This is a genomic window from Planktothrix sp. FACHB-1365, assembly GCF_014697575.1.
Lineage (GTDB): Bacteria > Cyanobacteriota > Cyanobacteriia > Cyanobacteriales > Microcoleaceae > Planktothrix.
The window spans coordinates 864198-882649 of the sequence record NZ_JACJSC010000001.1 but is presented as its reverse complement, the minus strand read 5'-3'; the positions used below and the strand labels follow the sequence as shown (position 1 = coordinate 882649).

Genomic DNA, 18452 nt, shown 5'->3' with positions numbered 1-18452 from the left:
CTAAAAAAATATTGTTTTTGGGATGTTATTTTAGTCTAAATTAAGAGATAATAGAGTTTGTGTAAACTTCAGAAAAAATTACGATTATCCACTGCCATGCTGTCTTTTCTTCGCAACGATCTCAACCCAATTCGCGCCTATACTCCTCACCCTGGAGGGAGTTCCGGTAGTCCGGTCGAAACTGAAGTTTTAGATCGCTTAGATACTAATGAATGTCCCTATGATTTACCAGAAGCGTTAAAACAAAAGCTGGCGTGGATGTATCAACATGAAATTGAAACAAATCGTTATCCTGATGGTAGTCATTTGCCGTTAAAACTTGCGATCGCCAGTTATATTAATGAAATCATTTCTAATGCTGAAGCCTGTGTTAATCCTGAGCAAATTTCTGTGGGGAATGGGTCAGATGAATTAATTCGCTCTATCTTAATTGCCACTTGTTTAGGGGGAGAAGGATCAATTTTAGTGGCTAATCCTACCTTTTCTATGTATGGAATTATTGCTCAAACGTTAGGAATTCCTGTTGTGAGCGTGGGACGGAATGAAGACACATTTGAAATGGATTTGAAAGCTGCTCAAACGACGATTAAAACCACACAAAACCCTCCCATTCGAGTTGTATTTGTGGTTCATCCTAATTCCCCAACGGCTAATGCTTTAACAGAAGATGAATTAGATTGGTTAAGAAGTTTACCCAAACATATTTTAGTGGTTATTGATGAAGCTTATTTTGAGTTTAGTCAAACCAGTGTTGTCGAGGAGTTAAAACAGCATCCCAATTGGGTGATTTTACGCACCTTTTCTAAGGCTTTTCGCTTGGCTTCATTACGCGCTGGATATGCGATCGCTCATCCTGAATTGATCACCGCATTAGAAAAAGTTCGTCTCCCCTATAATCTCCCCAGCTTCACACAAACCGCAGCGTTATTAGCTTTAAATCACCGTCAAGAGTTACTAGCCGTTATTCCTGAAATATTAGGAGAACGGACTCGTTTAATTAACGCTTTAGCTCAAAATAAACAGTTAAAGCTTTGGCGAAGTGATGCTAATTTTATTTATATTAGACTCAGCGATGAACACAATTCTGAAGCTGCCTTAAACGAGATCATGGAACAATTAAAAACCAAAGGAACATTAGTCCGTCACACCGGAGAAGGACTGCGAATTACCATTGGTCGTCCTGATGAAAATCAACGCACCATTGAACGGTTATTTTCGATTTTATAGGGACAAGGGAACAATAGGAAGTTATGATCCAACGCTATTTGAAAATTTTAACCTTATTTTGGGAAACTGCGATCGCGGCAGAACTAGAATATCGGGTAAATTTTTTAATTTCTGCTATCACTAGCTTAGGAAGTTTAATTGGCAGTATGTTTAGCCTGTTTCTATTTTATAGAACCGGCTATAGTTTTGAAGGATGGAGTTGGGAAGAAGCCTTAATTGTTCTGGGAATTTTTACAATTTTACAAGGAATTTCTACAACACTATTAGTTCCCAATTTAAACAGAATTGTTACCCATGTTCAAGATGGAACCTTAGATTTTGTCTTACTGAAACCCCTCAGTAGTCAATTTTGGCTATCCACCCGAATGATTTCTCCTTGGGGAACCCCGGATCTAATTTTTGGTTGTTCAATTGTTGTCTATGAAGGCAATAAACTCGGCTTAACGGTCAGAGATTATCTCGATAGTTTATTGCCTTTATCTTTTGGCATTATGAGTTTATATAGTATCTGGTTTATCTTAGGAGCAACCAGTATTTGGTTTGTTAAAATTTATAATGTCACCGAGGTATTACGGGGATTATTAGAAGCCGGACGATATCCAATGGTCGCTTATCCAATGGCTTATCGGTTCTTTTTTACGTTTATTGTTCCCGTCGCATTTTTAACAACAATTCCCGCCGAATCTATTTTAGGGCGAACTCAAATCTCCTGGGTGATGGGTTCAGGATTATTAGCTTTAGCACTATTAATATTTTCGGCAAAGTTTTGGGAATTTGCTTTAAAATTCTATACCAGCGCATCGAGTTAATTTCCAATGATAACCCCGCTTTATTATCCAATAATTCCAACTAAATTGGCAACTGTAAACAATAATTCATGAGATTCTACAGGTTTTGCCAAATGAGCGTGAAATCCAGCCGAGAATGCTGCTGTGCGGTCTTCAGCTTTGGCATAAGCCGTCAACGCTAAAGCCGGAATTTGACCACCTTCTTCTGGGGGTAATAAACGAATTCGACGTAATAAAGAATAACCGTCTCCTTGAGGCATTCCAATATCACTCACTAAGATATGAAATGGAGATGTGCTACTGTTGTCTTTTAATAAATTAAATGCTTCTTCAGCACTGCTCGCCGTCACCACATTTGCCCCACAATTTTGTAAAATATGAGCCACTAAATCACGAGCATCAACTTCATCATCAACAACTAATACCCGTATCTCTTTTAATTTTAAACAACTTTCTAGGATCAAATCATTGTCACTGAGAAAATCTTGAAAATCATCATTTTCTTCTAATAACTCTGATGTCATAAAAGGTAACTTGACCGTAAAGGTTGTACCCTGTCCTAACCCTGGACTATCAACGCTAACAGTTCCCCCATGCAGTTCAACTAAATGGCGCACAATAGCTAATCCTAATCCTAATCCCCCTTGTTTGCGAGTAATAGAACCATCAGCTTGTCGAAAACGTTCAAACACAAAAGGTAAAAAATCTGGACTAATTCCTTGTCCTGTATCACTAACTTGAATTTCTCCATATTCTACCTTTTCAAATCCTTCCGAAAACGACCTATTCCGTTGAGTTAGAGTATCTAAACAAGAACAGGAATTTTTCTCTTGAAACTTACCGAGTCGCACTTCAATTTTTCCGCCTTCTGAGCTAAATTTCACCGCATTTGTGAGTAGATTCCAAATCACTTGCTGTAAACGATTGCTATCCCCCATCACAATCCCAATATTAGATTGAAGAGAAACATGAATCTTAATATTTTTCGCCTCCGCCGCCGGACGTACTGTGTCAATGGCGGCTTCAATAATCGGAATTAAAGAAGTTGGAGCCAGACTTAAATGTAATTTGCCACTCATAATTCGAGAGACATCTAATAAATCCTCAATGAGTTGAGCTAAAGAACGGGTATTGCGGTTAATTGTTTCTGTAGCTCGATTAAAAGTTTCTGCATCTAAACGTTTCGACATTAATAGTTGTGTCCATCCCAACATGGCATTCAACGGTGTTCGCAATTCATGGGAAAGGGTTGCTAAAAATTCATCTTTGAGGCGGTTTGCTTCCGCTAACTCTTCCGCACGGGTACGAAGTTGAGCTTCTAATTGTTTACGGTTGGTAATATCGCGTAAAGCCGTTACTTGAACTTGACGCCCTTTATAAACATGGGGACGACCGATAATTTCTAAATTAAATTTTATCCCATCTTTTTTTAAGCCAACGGCTTCAACGGGAGCTTCTAAATTCTTCTGAAGATTGTGTAAAATTAAAGTTTGACTATCGGGAGTGACAAAATCTAAAAAAGACGATCCAATCATGTTTTCTAAACAGCAATCAAACATAATGGCTGCCCCTTGATTAGCATCTAAAATCATCCCATTTTCATGAATAATAATTCCATCAAACGTCGTTTCAATTAACGTTCTAAACCGAGCTTCACTTTCTTGTAATTCTTCTTCTGCGTGTTTTCGTTCTGTAATATCTTCATAGATAAAAACCACTTCCCGAATTTGACCAATTTCATCTCGCACCGGATAAATATAAGCTTGTACCCAACGTTGAGCATAGCTATAACGAGAGAATCCTGGGAAGGTTTTATGGGGATCATACAAAATCGGAGGAATGGTCACCGATTCCCCAGCAAATCCCCGTTTAATATAAGAGATAATTCCTTTTTCAATGAATTGTTGATCATTAAAAAGATTGTAATCTTTGATATTTTCTCCTTTAATTCCCCACAAATCTTCCCAGGCTCGGTTGACACGCTGAACAGAACCGTCTACCGATAAAATTAAAATACTCAAGGGAGATTGTTCAACCATCGTTCGATATTGCACTTCTGAACGACGTAATAAAGCTTCCGCTTGACGGCTTTCTGTGCGGTCAATCGCCACCCCCCCGACTAACGGCTGTCCGTAAGCATCCCAAATCGGAAATTGATAAACTAAAAATTCTCCCATCGTGCCATCCCGCCTAGGGATAGACTGAATCACTTCTAAAACACGTTTTTCTGAAGCAACAATAGAAATACAATCGAGGAATTCTGAAGCTAAGTGGGGAGGAAATAGATCAACAACTGTTGTTCCTAAAGCGTCCTGGGAAATATTAAAGGTTTGAGTATAACTTTTACTAAAATATAACATTCGACCTGGGCGATCGCAAATCCAGGCGATGGCTGGACTATAATCCATAAAAGCTTGAAATCGGGCTTCACTATCTCGCAACGCTTTTTCGGATTTTCTTAATTCTGTTGCCGTTTTTTCAGCAATGCGTCGGGCTTGAATTTGCGATCGCATTAATCCAAATAAAATAATACCAACTAAACTCCCCGACAAGGCAATATAGGGAGCAATCAAACGTTGAGAATTAAAATCCAGTTCCGGGCGAGACGTATATTTAATTGTCCAAGTTTGTCCAGCAATCGAGATCATTTTCCGTCGCTCAAATCGAGGTTCAAATCCGAAGAGACGCTCAGAAGTAGAATCATACAGAAGATGGGCTGGGGTAATCGCTAAACCATCATAAATTTCAAAATCAATCAAAGACTCTTGATTACTCCCGAAAAGTCCTTGCATCAAGTCTCCCATCCGAAATGGACTATAGATAAATCCCAGTAATTTCTGCCGTCTTTCTGCTACCGTTGGCGGAATAGAATTGCCTTGATAAATGGGGAAATAGATTAAAAAACCCGCTTGTTTTTTCTGGTCAATTTCTTGGCGAAGAATGACTCGACCGGATGCGATGGGTAGACCCGCATCACGAGCACGTTCCATCGCCTTACGACGCACAGGTTCGCTAAACATATCAAAACCAATAGCGGCTTGGTTTCGTTGATCTAAGGGTTCAAGGTAGATAATGGCATGATATTCGGGGCGAGGATAATCAGGATAAGGCGCAAAGTTGGAACTCCCTTCCTGTCGCATTCGGTCAATTAATTGATCTTTTTCCAAGGGCGAAAACCGAATGCTAAACCCAATTCCTTGAATACCGCGATATTCCTCACGCAGTTGTAACCGTTCCATGTAGGCGCGAAACTCTTCTCGGTCTACAGTCTCTTGAGCCGCAAATAATCCACTTCCTGCCCGTAGTAAAGCTATATAGGTTTTAACATGATCTCGGATTAAATTTTCTGTACGTTGAATAGAAGAGTCAAATCGCAACCGATCTTGAGCACGCGCCGTAGATTCTACATAATAGGTTGCCAGTGCTGTCAGCAGCAATGTGCTTAACAGAACAACATACGGAACAATCTGCCGATTGGGTGACAAGAACTTATAGAGCCATTTACGCTTCATAGAGGCATCATCGAACGTCTGATGATTAGTAACACAGGTAGACAATGAGTGATCTGGGCTATTTCAATTATTACTCTTTCTGAGCGGATCAGACTTACATCGACTATTTTGATTGTCATGCAGGCTTGGCTGTAATGTCACCTTGATTTAACAAATACTTAGATTTTCTACCCGCAGACAGATCGGATAGCATTGTTAATTTCTCCAGGGAACAGGGAACCGAGATAATACTTCTGGCTGTTTCAGGTCAGTTGTAAATGATTACAATCTATTTGGGATTGCTATAGGTGCTTATTTTTAAAGGCTAATTCTGTTTTTTATTATTCTCTATTTCTTAAAAAAAAGTGTAGGGGGGAATCGAAGCTCAGATTGATGGGAACTTCGATCTTATCTACTTCCGCCCCTACTTACAAACCCGCTACCACATCTTCCAACAGGGATGCTACCGGATTGAGTCTACATCTGGCTCCTGTGAGTCACTTAAGGAGATTAAGTTCTAACCCAGAAATTCCTTAAGTGCATAGGACACATCTCTCTGCTACTGTGTGCCCATTATCTCAATGAAACTAGAGGTTTGAAAATCGATAAAGTTAACAAGTTACATCTGTAAAATTACTGATCCTTGTACATTGGGAGCAAAAATACACAAAATGTGTATTTTGTCAATATAGATAAATGGGTGTTTTTGTAGACAAAATCTGAAGATGACACAAAAAATGTAGCCAATATTTTCAAAATTGTATTCAAAAAGTCATGCTGTAACTCTCCATCCCCAAAATTTCCTGAATCTGTAGGCCAGCCACAGGAAAGATCGGGTTAAAGATTCCTCTGAAGCGTTTAGCTTTCTTCTGCTATGAGAGTTCATCCTCGATTCATTGCTCTACTCAGTGTTTTATGTTTACTTCCGGCTGAACCCCTCTATGGCTTTCCCCTCCAAGCAAACAACAATTCAGTTCCTGTTGCTCAGTTTGTAAATCCCTCTAATTCTTTGGCTCCTGAGTTTCCAATATCCCTTGCGGGTTTGGTCAAACAAAAAGCTATGGAACTTACCGGTGTCCCTGCATCAAGTGTCACCCTCCTGAATGCAGAACGTCGCATCTGGCCTAATGGCTGTTTAGGTCTTTCCTTTCCCGACATCGCCTGTTCCCAAAGCCAAGTGGAAGGCTGGTTAGTTACCGTTAAGAGTGGCGAAAAAGGTTTACTGTTTCGCACGGATAACCGAGGGAATACAATTTATCTGGAAAATGGTTTAAGTGTTTTACCTGTTTCTGTACAAGAAGCCGTATTAAAAACCGCACAGTCCCAGTCAGGAATTCCCCGGAATCAACTTCAAATTATTCAAGCCAATTCTCGTCTTTGGGATGGATGTTTAGGCATTTATCAACCCCATCAAATGTGTCCTCAAATTGCAATTATGGGTTGGCAAATCACCGTCAGAGGTAGGGGTCAACGTTGGATTTACCATACAAATCAGGATGGGTTTCAAGTCCGACTTTATAGCACCACGACTCAAGGTAATAATAATATTGGAACCCTGCAACCGATTCCCTTTAGTCCCAGTGAAGTCTCTCCTTCCTTACCCAGAGGTGCTGTATTTCAGACGATTTCTTCTGGGGGAATTACGGGAGGTTTGTCTAAAGTAACGTTGTGGTCAGATGGATGGATTACGTCCCAACAACTCAACGGAGGTCAACCTTCTATGATTAAACGGAATTGGATTCCACCCCAAGAAGTCCAGGCTTTCCAAAGACTGCTGACTACACAACAGCTAACTCAATATCATCGTCTCAGTTTTCCCGCGCCTTCAGGAGCCGCTGATTTCATCACCGTAACCTTAGTGGGACAAGCCACCGTAACCCGCTATGCCGATTTAAACGTTCAATTTCTCCCCCAACCCTTACGCACTATTATTACCGCTTGGGAACAGATTCAAAACTGAAGGTAAATGATTGGTAGTTTCTTTCCCCAAACGTCTTTCAATCCTTAACAGTTTATTTACAAAACTTTGCACAACTGTTAAAAAAATTGTCATTTTTGTAACAAAATTTCGATAAGGGATAAAGTGGAATTAAAAAAGAAATGGAAAAGTTTGGGGAGTAAAAGCAACAATGTTTATCAATCTTTACTGGCGGAAACCTCTTTCTCATCCACACCTAGAAAAACCGACCCAAGAAACGCCGATTTTGACCCAGACCCAAAGCAAAAGCCTCGCCAAAAAAGGACAATTAGTGGCGCGTTGGGTGAAGGATGAAAATTCTCGGCTTTCTTGCCAATGGGTGAATGAGTAGTTTTATCGTCCAAAAACATTCAACAATTTATGCAAGTTCACAGTATTAACCGATCAGGACACCATGCTTCTGATCGGTTTAAACATTTTTAGAGTTTCATTTCTTTCAAGCTGCTGCGGGGATTAAACGTTCGAGTTGCACGAATTTTTTCATAATATTCTCGTTCATTAGAATTAAGTTCTTTAGGCGGAACAACAACAATTTTAACTAATTGATCCGTGCGTCCTCCTCCCTTGGGTTTTGGCCATCCTTTGCCCCGCAATCGCAAAGACTGTCCTGAACGAATTCCCGGTGGAATATTCATCGTTACCATCCCATCGGGTGTGGGAACTTCAACAGAGGTTCCTAACGCTACTTCATCCGGGGTTAAAGGTAGTTCACAAACCAAATTTTCCCCGTCAAATTGGAAAAAAGGATGGGGTTGTAGTTCCACTTTCAGGTATAAATCCCCCCGTTGTTGGGTGTAGGGGTCGAGTTGACCTTGACCGCGAACCCTAATTTTACTCCCCGGTTTGACTCCCGCCGGAATCGTGACTTCCCCGGTTCCATAGCGTTTTTGGGTTCCATGAAAGGCTTCACTGAGGGAGAGCGTTACAATCGCTTCGGAATCAGCAACAGCAGAGGGATTGCGATTATTAAATCCAGAGGAAAAATCATTATAAGCACCCCCTCCAAATCCCGAAGGATTTCCGGGTTGGGCACGATAGGAATAACTGCGACTGCTACTGGCTCCAGGTCTTGGCCCTCCACCCCCGCGGCCTAAAAGAGCATTAATAAATTCATCAAAACTGTTAAATTGGCTAAAGTCAAATCCGCTAAAATCTACGTTGGAACCCGCCCCACCGGGCCATCCAGCACCTCCGGCTTGATTCCAATATTGACCAAATTGATCGTATTTTCCCCGTTTATCAGTGTCGGACAAAACTTCATAAGCTTCGTTGACTTCTTTAAAACTAGCCTCAGCCTGTTTATTCCCTGGATTCATATCCGGGTGATATTTACGGGCGAGTTTACGGTAGGCTTTTTTAATATCATCAGCCGTTGCCGCTTTGTCCAATCCTAAAATCGAGTAGTAGTCTTTATAGTCAGTCCCAGGCATTCTTCCCCTCTCCTCAATACAGTGATCCTGAAGCCAGTTGTTTTATGATTAATATTCTTTAAATATAGTTCAGCAGATTAATTTCCTAAGCTGATCCTGATCTCAATTTAGGGGTTTAATCAGGCTGGATTTCCCTACACTCAACATCCCCTATCTCAGTGCTGCTCAATCTTTCTTACAAGGTATCAAGGTTTTTAAGACAATTGGGTTCGGTTGTTGCTGATGGAATCAGCGCAATGTCCGAACTTTACGAAATTAGGATCTCGACGGAAACATCACCCAAGATCGCCAGGAATCGGTAGGATCAGTAGAGATAGAGTTCTGAAAAAACTCGGTAATTCATACCGTTACTAGGAGAATCGTTCATGAGTCTGGTTATACTCCAGAATGGATTAGATAATATATCCTTTGCCATTTTATTTGCCACCCTGTTGTTGTATTGGGTGGGGGCTGCATTTCCTAATATTCCTTATCTGTGGGCGTTGGGAACCGCAGGAATGGCGATCGCTAATCTTTCGATTGCGGCCCTATTGGGAGCGAGATGGATTGAGGCGGGTTACTTTCCTATTAGTAATTTATATGAATCGCTATTTTTCCTAACGTGGGGTATTACAACGATTCATCTGATTGCTGAAAATATGAGTCGTAGCCGTTTAGTGGGAGTTGTAACTTCTCCTGTGGCGATGGCAATTGTAGCCTTTGCCGCTTTAAAATTACCGCCCCAAATGCGCTTGGCTGAACCGTTAGTACCCGCCTTAAAATCTAACTGGTTAATGATGCACGTCAGCGTCATGATGTTAAGTTATGCCACTTTAATGGTCGGTTCTTTGTTAGCGATCGCTTTTTTAATTCTGACACGGGGACAGGAGGTGGAATTAAGTGGTAGTTCACTGGGAACGCGCATTTCTCGAAATCATCAAAAACCGGTTACTAATTTAGTCACCTATTCTTCGTCCACGGTTACAGAGTCGAACCCCACACCAGGGTTAACAACGAATGGAAATGGTACAACGGCTGTCCTAGAAGCGGTTAAACTCACACAGACTCTTCCCTCTGTTCAACCCCTGTCTCCACAGCGATTAACGTTAGTGGAAACGATTGACAATATTAGTTATCGGATTATTGGATTAGGATTTCCGCTTTTAACCATTGGAATTATCGCTGGGGCTGTTTGGGCAAATGAAGCTTGGGGTTCTTATTGGAGTTGGGATCCCAAAGAAACCTGGGCGTTAATTACTTGGTTAGTATTCGCCGCTTATTTACACGCCCGCATTACTCGCGGTTGGCAAGGACGCAAACCTGCTATTTTAGCAGCCACAGGATTCGTCGTGGTGTGGGTGTGCTATTTAGGCGTTAATCTATTAGGAAAAGGGTTACATTCCTACGGTTGGTTCTTCTAAATGAATCGATCCCTTTTGAGGGTAATTCCCTTGTACAAAAGACAATTTACAGGACATAGAAATGAGCGATTCAACTTATATTCTCAATGATGATGATGTGATTAATACCAGTGAAAGTGCCTTGATGTTTCAATGCACATTTAAAGCTAGTGAATTTTTGTCTATTATGGAATCTAAGTTGGAGGAGGAAAATTTATTTAAGGAAGGAATCGAGTGTCAACTGCTACGTCCCGGTAAGTCTTGGCAAACCGGGAAGTTTCGGATTCGTTTAGAATTTTGCCCCGATGAACCCGATGCAGAACCGAAAGGTATTCCCACCTCGGAATTTACTTCCCCCCCAACAACTCCTACTGTTCCGTCTGACTCTGATGCGGATATTCCTCCTTTTGTTCCTCGACCCACTAAGAGTGTAGGAATGTGGAGTTAAGCAGTGGGGTTATTCCTCTAAAATTTTCTGAATTTTATTAAGGCTCATGGTTCAAAGTTCAAGAAATTGGATTTTGAATTTTGAGCTTTGAGTTTTGGGATAAAAATACCTGACTCCTATCTGCTGACTTCTGTAGAGATCAGATCGATTCTCCCAGTCTTTTGAGAGAGTCTTCTATAATGGAACCAACTTAAAGTAGTCATAGATGGGATTTCCTTGTCTTCTGATCTGACAGAAGATTTTGACGATAGGGAAAACTCCAAGCGAACTGTTCAAATTTAGATCGTCAACTGGAGGATATAACCATGAATCCACAGAATTCGACGTTTTTTCCGATTACAGAAACCACTGTAGCGGGAGATGACGCAATTGCTGCATTATTTAAACGCATGGCGCGTTATCCTTTACTTAAACCCAATGAAGAAATAGAACTCGGTCGTCATATTCAAACCCTGGTTAAAATTGAAGAATTACAAACTCGGCTGACCCTGGAATTAGGGTACTTACCTCCTCCCGCAGAACTAGCTGCGTTTCTAGGAATTACGGAAACAGAACTCAAACATCAATTAAAATTAGGAACGGCGGCTAAAAGTCGGATGATTAGTTCTAATTTACGGTTAGTCGTTTCTATTGCTAAACGTTATATTAATCGAGGGGTTCCGTTTTTAGATTTAATTCAAGAAGGCGCTTTAGGACTCAACCGCGCGACAGAAAAATTTGATCCTGATAAAGGATATAAATTCTCCACTTATGCGTATTGGTGGATTCGTCAAGGGATTACCCGAACCATTGCTAATCAAGGACGCACCATTCGATTACCTGTTCATGTTGTTGAACAATTGAATAAACTGAAGATAGCTTACCGAGATTTAAAGCGATCGCTACAACGAAAACCGACAGAAGAAGAATTAGCAGAAGCTGTTGCTATTACGCCCCAACAAATTCGCATTCTTGAACAAGTTCATCGGAAATCTCTGTCTTTAAATCACCGAATTGGGACGGAAGAAAACTCCGAATTAATGGATATTTTAGAAGATCAAGAAACTCAAACTCCTGAAGCTCAAATGAATGAAATGATGATGCGTCAGGATTTATTAGAAGTTTTAGCAACCGTTTTAACGGAACGAGAAAAAGACGTTTTAGCACTGCGATTTGGATTAACCACCGGAGTTCCTTATACCTTAGAAGAAGTTAGTGGTCTTTATGATCTTTCACGGGAACGAGTGCGACAAATTCAAGCCAGAGCCATGAGGAAGTTACGTCGTCCTCATATTGCAGAACGGTTAAAAGGTTGGATTAAATAATTTTTTCCGGTAGGATTGATTTGAATTGTTGTATACTGACAAAAATCTAATACGTTAGAAAAAATTTTATTGTCATTATCAACTGTTCAACATCGGATATGTCTAAATCAGCAATTTTAAAACCAGCAACCCTTGAGGATATTCCCGTTTTATTCCAACTGATTCAAGCCTTAGCGGAATACGAGAAGTTATCCCATGAAGTGAGTGGAAGTGCGGAAAACTTAAAACAGCATTTATTTGGTAATCCATCCTATATAGAAGCAATTTTAGCTGAAGTTGAAGGAAAAGCCGTTGGTTTTGCCTTGTTTTTTCATAACTATTCTACGTTTTTAACCCAACCAGGAATTTATTTAGAAGATTTATTTGTCCTTCCTGAATATCGCCGTCAAGGGATTGGTAAAGCATTAATCACTCATGTAGCAGAATTAGCAGTATCCAGGGGGTGTGGACGTTTAGAATGGTCTGTTTTAGATTGGAATCAACCTGCTATTGATTTTTATGAAAAAATAGGCGCGAAAATTTTACCCGACTGGCGCATTTGTCGGGTCACTGAAGCTTCTTTAGCAGCATTGGGAAACCAAAAATAATCTGTCCTTTTTAGTTTTTTGAGCCTTGTGCTTGAATGTTGATAAAATAAAAGCCATTAATGGGTATTGAGTGAGGAGAAAATTTACAATGACCATTTGGGTAAATGAACAACTTGATCCAATGGGAATCGTCTATTCTTGTATTGCTTGTTGTGATGAGAAGCAAGCTCAAGATTGCCATGAGTCCTTTCAAAGAAATTTAACAGAAATTCAAAAGCAACAAGGCTGGGTTGCGGTTCTCAGAACCGTTGAATCTTGGGATGATGTTCCTGTAAGTGCCTTAAAATTAAATTAAGTTTGTATGGGTGATTGAGATCACAGCCTGATCTCCCAAAAATCACAATTGCTATTGAAGTTTAATCACCTCTTTGAAGCCAAAACTCTGAAATAATAATTGTAAAGTTTAAAAGTTCTAACCCCCCCGATTTCATAGTTCTCATCGAATTTTAGGCGAAAACTCTACGGAATTATCTCTAACGCTGCGGAGTTTTCCAAATTCTCAATTCTCCATCATCACATCAATTCAGTTATCCTAACTAACCGGATTATGGAAGCACCTATTTGTTTAATTGAGTCCGCACTCAGCGAATTGTTTGTCAAAGTTCACGAAACAGGCCAGATCACATTAGCGGATCGCTATGGGTTATTGGCTGCAATTTTTGATGAGAGCTTAACGGAAGAGGAATTGCGATCGCTGAGTCGAATTTATCGGTCTATTGCTCGCAAACAAATTGAAGTGGTGGATGAAATTTCTAGCCTTCAAGAGTAAATTGTGATTCAATCTCTGTAAGATGTGCCAACACCCTATTTCCCTTGAACAATCAATACCCCACAGGGGGCATGATGGACAACATGATAACTCACACTCCCTAACAGCGTTTCCATAACCGCCGTTTTCCCGCGTCTTCCCATGACGATAATATCAGCATTCCAATTTTTAGCGACCTGACAAATCAAACGCCCTGCATTGCCTTCTTTCCAATCCCATTCTGCCTTAATTCCAGCTTCAAGGGCACGGTTTTCTAACCCAGTTAACCATAACCGCACTTTTTCTAAATCTTGTTCTAACTTTTCTTGAACAAATTTATAATGGTGAACAATCTTTTCGACTTGCACACTGGTATAAGTATAACTTTCGGGTTCATCCAAAGACAAACGGTGAAAAATCATCAACTGTCCCGATGATTTCCGCCCTAATTCTAACGCAGTTTCAAATACTGTTTTGCTTTGTGCTGACTGGTCAATGGCGACTAAAATTTTTTGATAATTCATACACCGTTATTGTGCTTTAGCACCTCCTCTTTAAATTCATTTTAACCTAAAAAGTAAACACTCAGAAACCGGGTTTCTCACTAGACTGTTAGTTCTAACGAAGAAATACTATTAGAAACCCGGTTTCTAATGGATTAACTTTGAGTTACAACTTCTTTTTCTTTTGCTAAGAATTTTTCTAATTCTGTTAACGCATCTGCATCAACTTTCGTTTGCATCGGACAGAATTTCGGCCCACACATCGAACAGAATTCAGCCGTTTTGTAGATATCCGCCGGAAGGGTTTCGTCATGATATTCCTTCGCCCGTTCTGGGTCTAAGGATAACTCAAATTGACGATTCCAATCAAAGTTATAACGTGCTGTAGATAACTGATCATCTCGGTCACGGGCTCCAATCCGATGACGGGCAATATCCGCAGCATGGGCGGCAATTTTATAGGCAATTAACCCATTTCTGACGTCTTCAGCATTGGGCAAACCCAGGTGTTCTTTTGGGGTAACATAACATAACATTGCGGTTCCGTGCCAACCTGCGATCGCCGCCCCAATAGCTGAGGTGATATGATCATAACCGGGGGCAATATCTGTTACTAACGGCCCTAAAACATAGAAGGGGGCTTCTGAACACTCCTCCATTTGTTTTTTAACATTAAATTCAATTTGATCCATCGGAACGTGACCGGGGCCTTCTACCATCACTTGTACATCATGTTCCCAGGCGCGACGGGTTAATTGTCCGAGGGTTTTGAGTTCTGAAAGTTGAGCATCATCGGAGGCGTCATGGGTACAACCCGGACGTAAAGAGTCTCCTAAACTAAAGGAAACATCGTATTTTTTGAAGATTTCAATAATATCGTCAAAGTGGGTATAAAGAGGATTTTGTTTATGATGATGGAGCATCCAACGGGCAATAATTCCGCCGCCACGAGACACAATTCCGGTAATTCGGCTTCTGACTAAGGGCAGATATTCGATTAATAATCCCGCATGAATCGTCATATAATCCACACCTTGTTGGGCGTGTTTTTCAATCACATGGAGAAAATCATCGGGGGTGAGATTCTCAATTTTGCCGTGAACACTTTCTAAAACTTGATAAATCGGAACAGTACCAATGGGAACCGGAGAAGCTTTAATAATAGCAGTCCGAATTGTATCTAAATTTCCCCCTCCGGTGGATAAATCCATCACCGTATCTGCGCCATATTTAACGGCTAAATTCAGTTTAGCAACTTCTTCATCTAAATTAGAAGAATTAGGAGAGGCGCCAATATTAGCATTAACCTTACATTTAGAGGCAATTCCTATCGCCATCGGTTCCAAATTGGGATGATTAATATTAGCTGGAATAATCATCCGTCCCCGTGCGACTTCTTCCCGGATTAACTCAGCCGGAAGGTTTTCCCGTTGAGCAACATAGTTCATTTCTTCCGTAATAACCCCTTGACGGGCGTAGTGCATTTGAGAAACGTTGCTCTGTCCATGCCGTTTGGCAATCCATTCTGTCCGCATCTTGAATTTCCTCTTATTAACAGCTTCCCTCCGCCGGTACTAACCGGACTCAGGTTCCAAGGGTGTCTTTTCTCAGCCTGAACCTAGCAGGCACCCCTAGCTTATTAGTTGAAGATGGTATCACAATTTTTGTTAACTGAGTAGAATTTTATTAAATCTTTGGAAAATCAGGAAAATTTAGGGTGTAATTATACTCATTTAATTCAATCCTAATACATCTTCATAAATTTCTGACACAGGACAACTAAAATTAATACTGTCTAATTGAAGAGTTTCCTGGGGTTGATAGGTAAACAATTCCCATCGTCTGTCTAAATTTTGTCTAAAACATTCAATATTAATTTTATTTTGGCTAATTAATACATATTCTTGTAAGGTTTCAATCTGTCGATAGTCGGCAAATTTATTACCCCGCTTAAAGGCTTCCGTTGAGGGAGATAAGACTTCAATAATTAAACTTGGATATTGTTTAAAATAACCATTATTTCTGTCGCGGGAGTCACAAGTTACCATAACATCAGGATAATAATAAACATCGGCGGTTTGAATATAAATTTTCATGTTTCCCGTATAAACACGACATCCTTGACCGCGTAAGTGATTTTTAAATAAAGCAATCAAATTCCCAGAAATGGTATCATGAGCATCACTTCCCCCCACCATTGCATAAACTTCTCCTCGAATATATTCATGGCGAATGGGGCTAATTTTTTCCCCTTCGAGATAATCTTCATGGGAAATATGCTGATCAGATGGATTAATCATCATAATTAAAATAGGATTGAATTTAAGGTGATTATAACTCAATCAATCATTCTCAATTTAAGATCATCAATTTTTTATTCAATGATTAATAATCAGGAACGTAGGGGCGAGGTCTTCTCGCCTTTAGAGGTTATGTTAAAGATATTCGCACCTGATAATATTATTTTCGTCGTTCTTCTAATTTCTGATAAACCTCTCTCAAATCCACATCATGATAAGCTAAAGCCACTAAAGTATGATAAAATAAATCAGCGACTTCCCCGGCGATCGCATCTTTATCTTTGTCTTTACAAGCCATCACCACTTCGGCGGATTCTTCCCCAATTTTTTTGAGAATTTTGTTATCTCCCCCGGCTAATAATTTACAAGTATAGGATTCCAGTTGCGGATAGTCACGGCGATCGCAAATAATATTAAATAAGCCCGATAAGGTATTTCCTGATAATTCCTGATGTTGTTCTTCAACTCCAATAATTACCATCGGATTTTCATCACTGTAGCGAATTTCTTTGACTAAAATTTCTGCATTCCATAACACAATTTCTGCGTCTTGACAAGACCAAACTTGCTGAGAAGATAAGGTTTTTTCTAACGCTGCTGGATTCATCCAAACCCAGGTAAACACCGTTCCTTCTAAACAATCTTGGATAACGGCCAGAATCAATCCTTTTTCATTGTAACGAATTGTATCAATAGGACTCAACAGGCTTAATTCTAGGGGTTTTGAGCTTGACATAAATTTAACCAATACAACCAGAACCCTAACTTGACTACAATATCATCTTGTTGGTTTTCCTGTGGAACAGGCATCCTGCCTGTTAAAAAGCTGTAAAAAAGCAATATTCACACAGCTTTTAACGCACAAACCTAAACAATCTTACCATTCAAGGAGATTATCTCAGAGTGACCCTACCCTTAATAACTACAAAATCAGAAGAAATCTTTGCCGCCGCCCAAAAAATTATGCCAGGTGGCGTTAATTCTCCGGTACGGGCGTTTAAGTCCGTTGGCGGACAACCCATTGTCTTTGATAGAGTCAAAGGAGCTTATGTTTGGGATGTTGACGGCAATCAATATATTGATTATGTTGGCTCCTGGGGGCCAGCCATTTGCGGTCATACCCATCCCGATGTCATCAATGCTCTTAAAGACGCTTTAGAAAAAGGAACCAGTTTCGGCGCGCCTTGTGTATTAGAAAATGTTCTGGCCGAAATGGTGATTGATGCGGTTCCCAGTATTGAAATGGTACGATTTGTTAACTCAGGAACGGAAGCGTGTTTATCCGTATTGCGGTTGATGCGGGCCTTCACCGGACGGGACAAATTGATTAAATTTGAAGGGTGCTATCACGGACATGGAGATATGTTCCTCGTGAAAGCGGGTTCAGGGGTTGCGACCTTGGGTTTACCCGACTCCCCAGGGGTTCCCAAATCCGTCACCAGTAGTACCCTCACAGCCCCCTACAATGACCTAGAAGCCGTCAAACAGCTATTTAATGAAAATCCAGGGGAAATTGCTGGAGTCATCCTAGAACCGATTGTAGGCAACGCTGGCTTTATTCCTCCCGATGCTGGGTTTTTGGAAGGGTTACGGGTACTGACAAAGGAAAATGGGGCTTTATTAGTCTTTGATGAGGTGATGACTGGCTTCCGCATTGCGTATGGCGGCGTTCAAGAGAAATTTGGGGTGACACCGGACTTAACGACATTAGGAAAAGTCATTGGTGGCGGTTTACCTGTAGGGGCCTATGGTGGACGTCGGGATATTATGTCCATGGTCGCCCCGGCTGGCCCGATGTATCAAGCGGGAACCTTATCGGGAAATCCTTTAGCAATGACGGCGGGAATCAAAACCCTAGAGTTATTGCAAAAACCAGGAACTTATGAATATTTGGATAAAATCACCAAAAAATTAAGTGATGGGTTGTTACAAATTGCCAAAGAAACAGGTAATGCGGCTTGTGGGGGACAAATTAGTGGAATGTTTGGTTTATTTTTTACCCAAGGGCCAGTCCACAATTATGAGGATGCTAAAAAATCCGATTTAGCTAAATTTAGCCGTTTCCATCGCGGAATGTTAGAGCGGGGAATTTATTTAGCGCCTTCTCAATTTGAAGCCGGGTTTACGTCTTTAGCCCATACGGATGAAGACATTGAAAAAACCTTAGCAGCCGCTAGAGAAGTGATGTCTAGTTGGTAAGTTTTGGGGTGGGGGTGGGAAGAAAAATACACTCACCCCGCCATTGTTAATAGAATAGTAATAATGCAGT

Annotated in this window: 16 protein-coding genes, 1 pseudogene and 1 riboswitch; of the genes and pseudogenes, 11 read left to right on the top strand and 6 right to left on the bottom strand. The window is 40.6% G+C overall.

Going from position 1 to position 18452, the window contains the following annotated elements; all coding sequences use genetic code 11:
• Positions 1–96 precede the first annotated feature (96 nt).
• Positions 97–1227, top strand: coding sequence for a histidinol-phosphate transaminase (locus tag H6G57_RS03735; protein WP_190516080.1), 1131 nt, complete (start codon positions 97–99; stop codon positions 1225–1227).
• A 26-nt stretch (positions 1228–1253) separates the two neighbouring features.
• Positions 1254–2036 (top strand): ABC transporter permease, encoded by a 783-nt coding sequence (locus tag H6G57_RS03730; RefSeq protein WP_190516316.1) that lies wholly within the window; start codon positions 1254–1256, stop codon positions 2034–2036.
• A gap of 23 nt (positions 2037–2059) precedes the next feature.
• Here H6G57_RS03730 and H6G57_RS03725 read toward each other — a convergent pair whose 3' ends face one another.
• Positions 2060–5527, bottom strand: coding sequence for a CHASE domain-containing protein (locus tag H6G57_RS03725; RefSeq protein ID WP_190516079.1), 3468 nt, complete (start codon positions 5525–5527; stop codon positions 2060–2062).
• Positions 5528–6380: 853 nt separating this feature from the next.
• Here H6G57_RS03725 and H6G57_RS03720 point away from each other — a divergent pair.
• A complete protein-coding gene (locus H6G57_RS03720; protein WP_190516078.1) occupies positions 6381–7466 on the top strand; it encodes a hypothetical protein in 1086 nt (361 codons plus the stop codon).
• 169 nt (positions 7467–7635) lie between these two features.
• On the top strand, positions 7636–7815 hold the full coding sequence (locus tag H6G57_RS03715) for a hypothetical protein (RefSeq protein WP_190516077.1): 180 nt from the start codon (positions 7636–7638) through the stop codon (positions 7813–7815).
• 88 nt (positions 7816–7903) lie between these two features.
• On the opposite strand, the gene H6G57_RS03710 is transcribed toward H6G57_RS03715, so the two are convergent.
• Positions 7904–8914, bottom strand: a complete 1011-nt coding sequence (locus H6G57_RS03710) for a DnaJ C-terminal domain-containing protein (protein ID WP_190516075.1) — start codon at positions 8912–8914, stop codon at positions 7904–7906.
• 365 nt (positions 8915–9279) lie between these two features.
• Between H6G57_RS03710 and ccsB the strand changes: the two genes are divergently transcribed.
• The 6 genes from ccsB (at position 9280) to H6G57_RS03680 (ending at position 13401) form a co-directional block, all read left to right on the top strand.
• Positions 9280–10314 (top strand): c-type cytochrome biogenesis protein CcsB, encoded by a 1035-nt coding sequence (gene ccsB, locus H6G57_RS03705; RefSeq protein ID WP_190516074.1) that lies wholly within the window; start codon positions 9280–9282, stop codon positions 10312–10314.
• 61 nt (positions 10315–10375) lie between these two features.
• Positions 10376–10741, top strand: coding sequence for a KGK domain-containing protein (locus tag H6G57_RS03700; protein WP_190516072.1), 366 nt, complete (start codon positions 10376–10378; stop codon positions 10739–10741).
• Positions 10742–11046: 305 nt separating this feature from the next.
• On the top strand, positions 11047–12045 hold the full coding sequence (locus H6G57_RS03695; protein WP_190516070.1) for an RNA polymerase sigma factor, RpoD/SigA family: 999 nt from the start codon (positions 11047–11049) through the stop codon (positions 12043–12045).
• Positions 12046–12143: 98 nt separating this feature from the next.
• Complete coding sequence (locus tag H6G57_RS03690) at positions 12144–12632, top strand: GNAT family N-acetyltransferase (RefSeq protein WP_190516069.1); 489 nt, start codon at positions 12144–12146, stop codon at positions 12630–12632.
• Positions 12633–12720: 88 nt separating this feature from the next.
• A complete protein-coding gene (locus H6G57_RS03685; RefSeq protein WP_190516067.1) occupies positions 12721–12927 on the top strand; it encodes a glycogen debranching protein in 207 nt (68 codons plus the stop codon).
• Between the two features lie 252 nt (positions 12928–13179).
• Positions 13180–13401 carry a hypothetical protein gene (locus tag H6G57_RS03680; protein ID WP_190516065.1) on the top strand — a complete coding sequence of 74 codons (222 nt, stop codon included), beginning with the start codon at positions 13180–13182 and terminating at the stop codon, positions 13399–13401.
• Positions 13402–13436: 35 nt separating this feature from the next.
• Here the strand turns inward: H6G57_RS03680 and H6G57_RS03675 are convergent, their stop codons facing one another.
• From H6G57_RS03675 to hisE, 4 genes and pseudogenes are all read right to left on the bottom strand, one after another.
• Positions 13437–13904 (bottom strand): universal stress protein, encoded by a 468-nt coding sequence (locus H6G57_RS03675; RefSeq protein WP_190516063.1) that lies wholly within the window; start codon positions 13902–13904, stop codon positions 13437–13439.
• 134 nt (positions 13905–14038) lie between these two features.
• Positions 14039–15427: pseudogene (gene thiC / locus H6G57_RS03670) on the bottom strand (phosphomethylpyrimidine synthase); the annotation flags it as partial.
• A riboswitch (TPP riboswitch) is annotated at positions 15427–15526 on the bottom strand. (Overlaps the previous pseudogene by 1 nt.)
• Before the next feature lie 90 nt (positions 15527–15616).
• Positions 15617–16186 carry a Uma2 family endonuclease gene (locus H6G57_RS03665; protein WP_190516059.1) on the bottom strand — a complete coding sequence of 190 codons (570 nt, stop codon included), beginning with the start codon at positions 16184–16186 and terminating at the stop codon, positions 15617–15619.
• A 157-nt stretch (positions 16187–16343) separates the two neighbouring features.
• Positions 16344–16919, bottom strand: a complete 576-nt coding sequence (hisE, locus tag H6G57_RS03660; protein WP_190516058.1) for a phosphoribosyl-ATP diphosphatase — start codon at positions 16917–16919, stop codon at positions 16344–16346.
• A gap of 167 nt (positions 16920–17086) precedes the next feature.
• On the opposite strand from hisE, the gene hemL reads away from it, so the two are divergent.
• Positions 17087–18382: a glutamate-1-semialdehyde 2,1-aminomutase gene (gene hemL / locus H6G57_RS03655; RefSeq protein WP_190516056.1), complete on the top strand. Its 1296-nt coding sequence runs from the start codon at positions 17087–17089 to the stop codon at positions 18380–18382.
• Positions 18383–18452 lie beyond the last annotated feature (70 nt).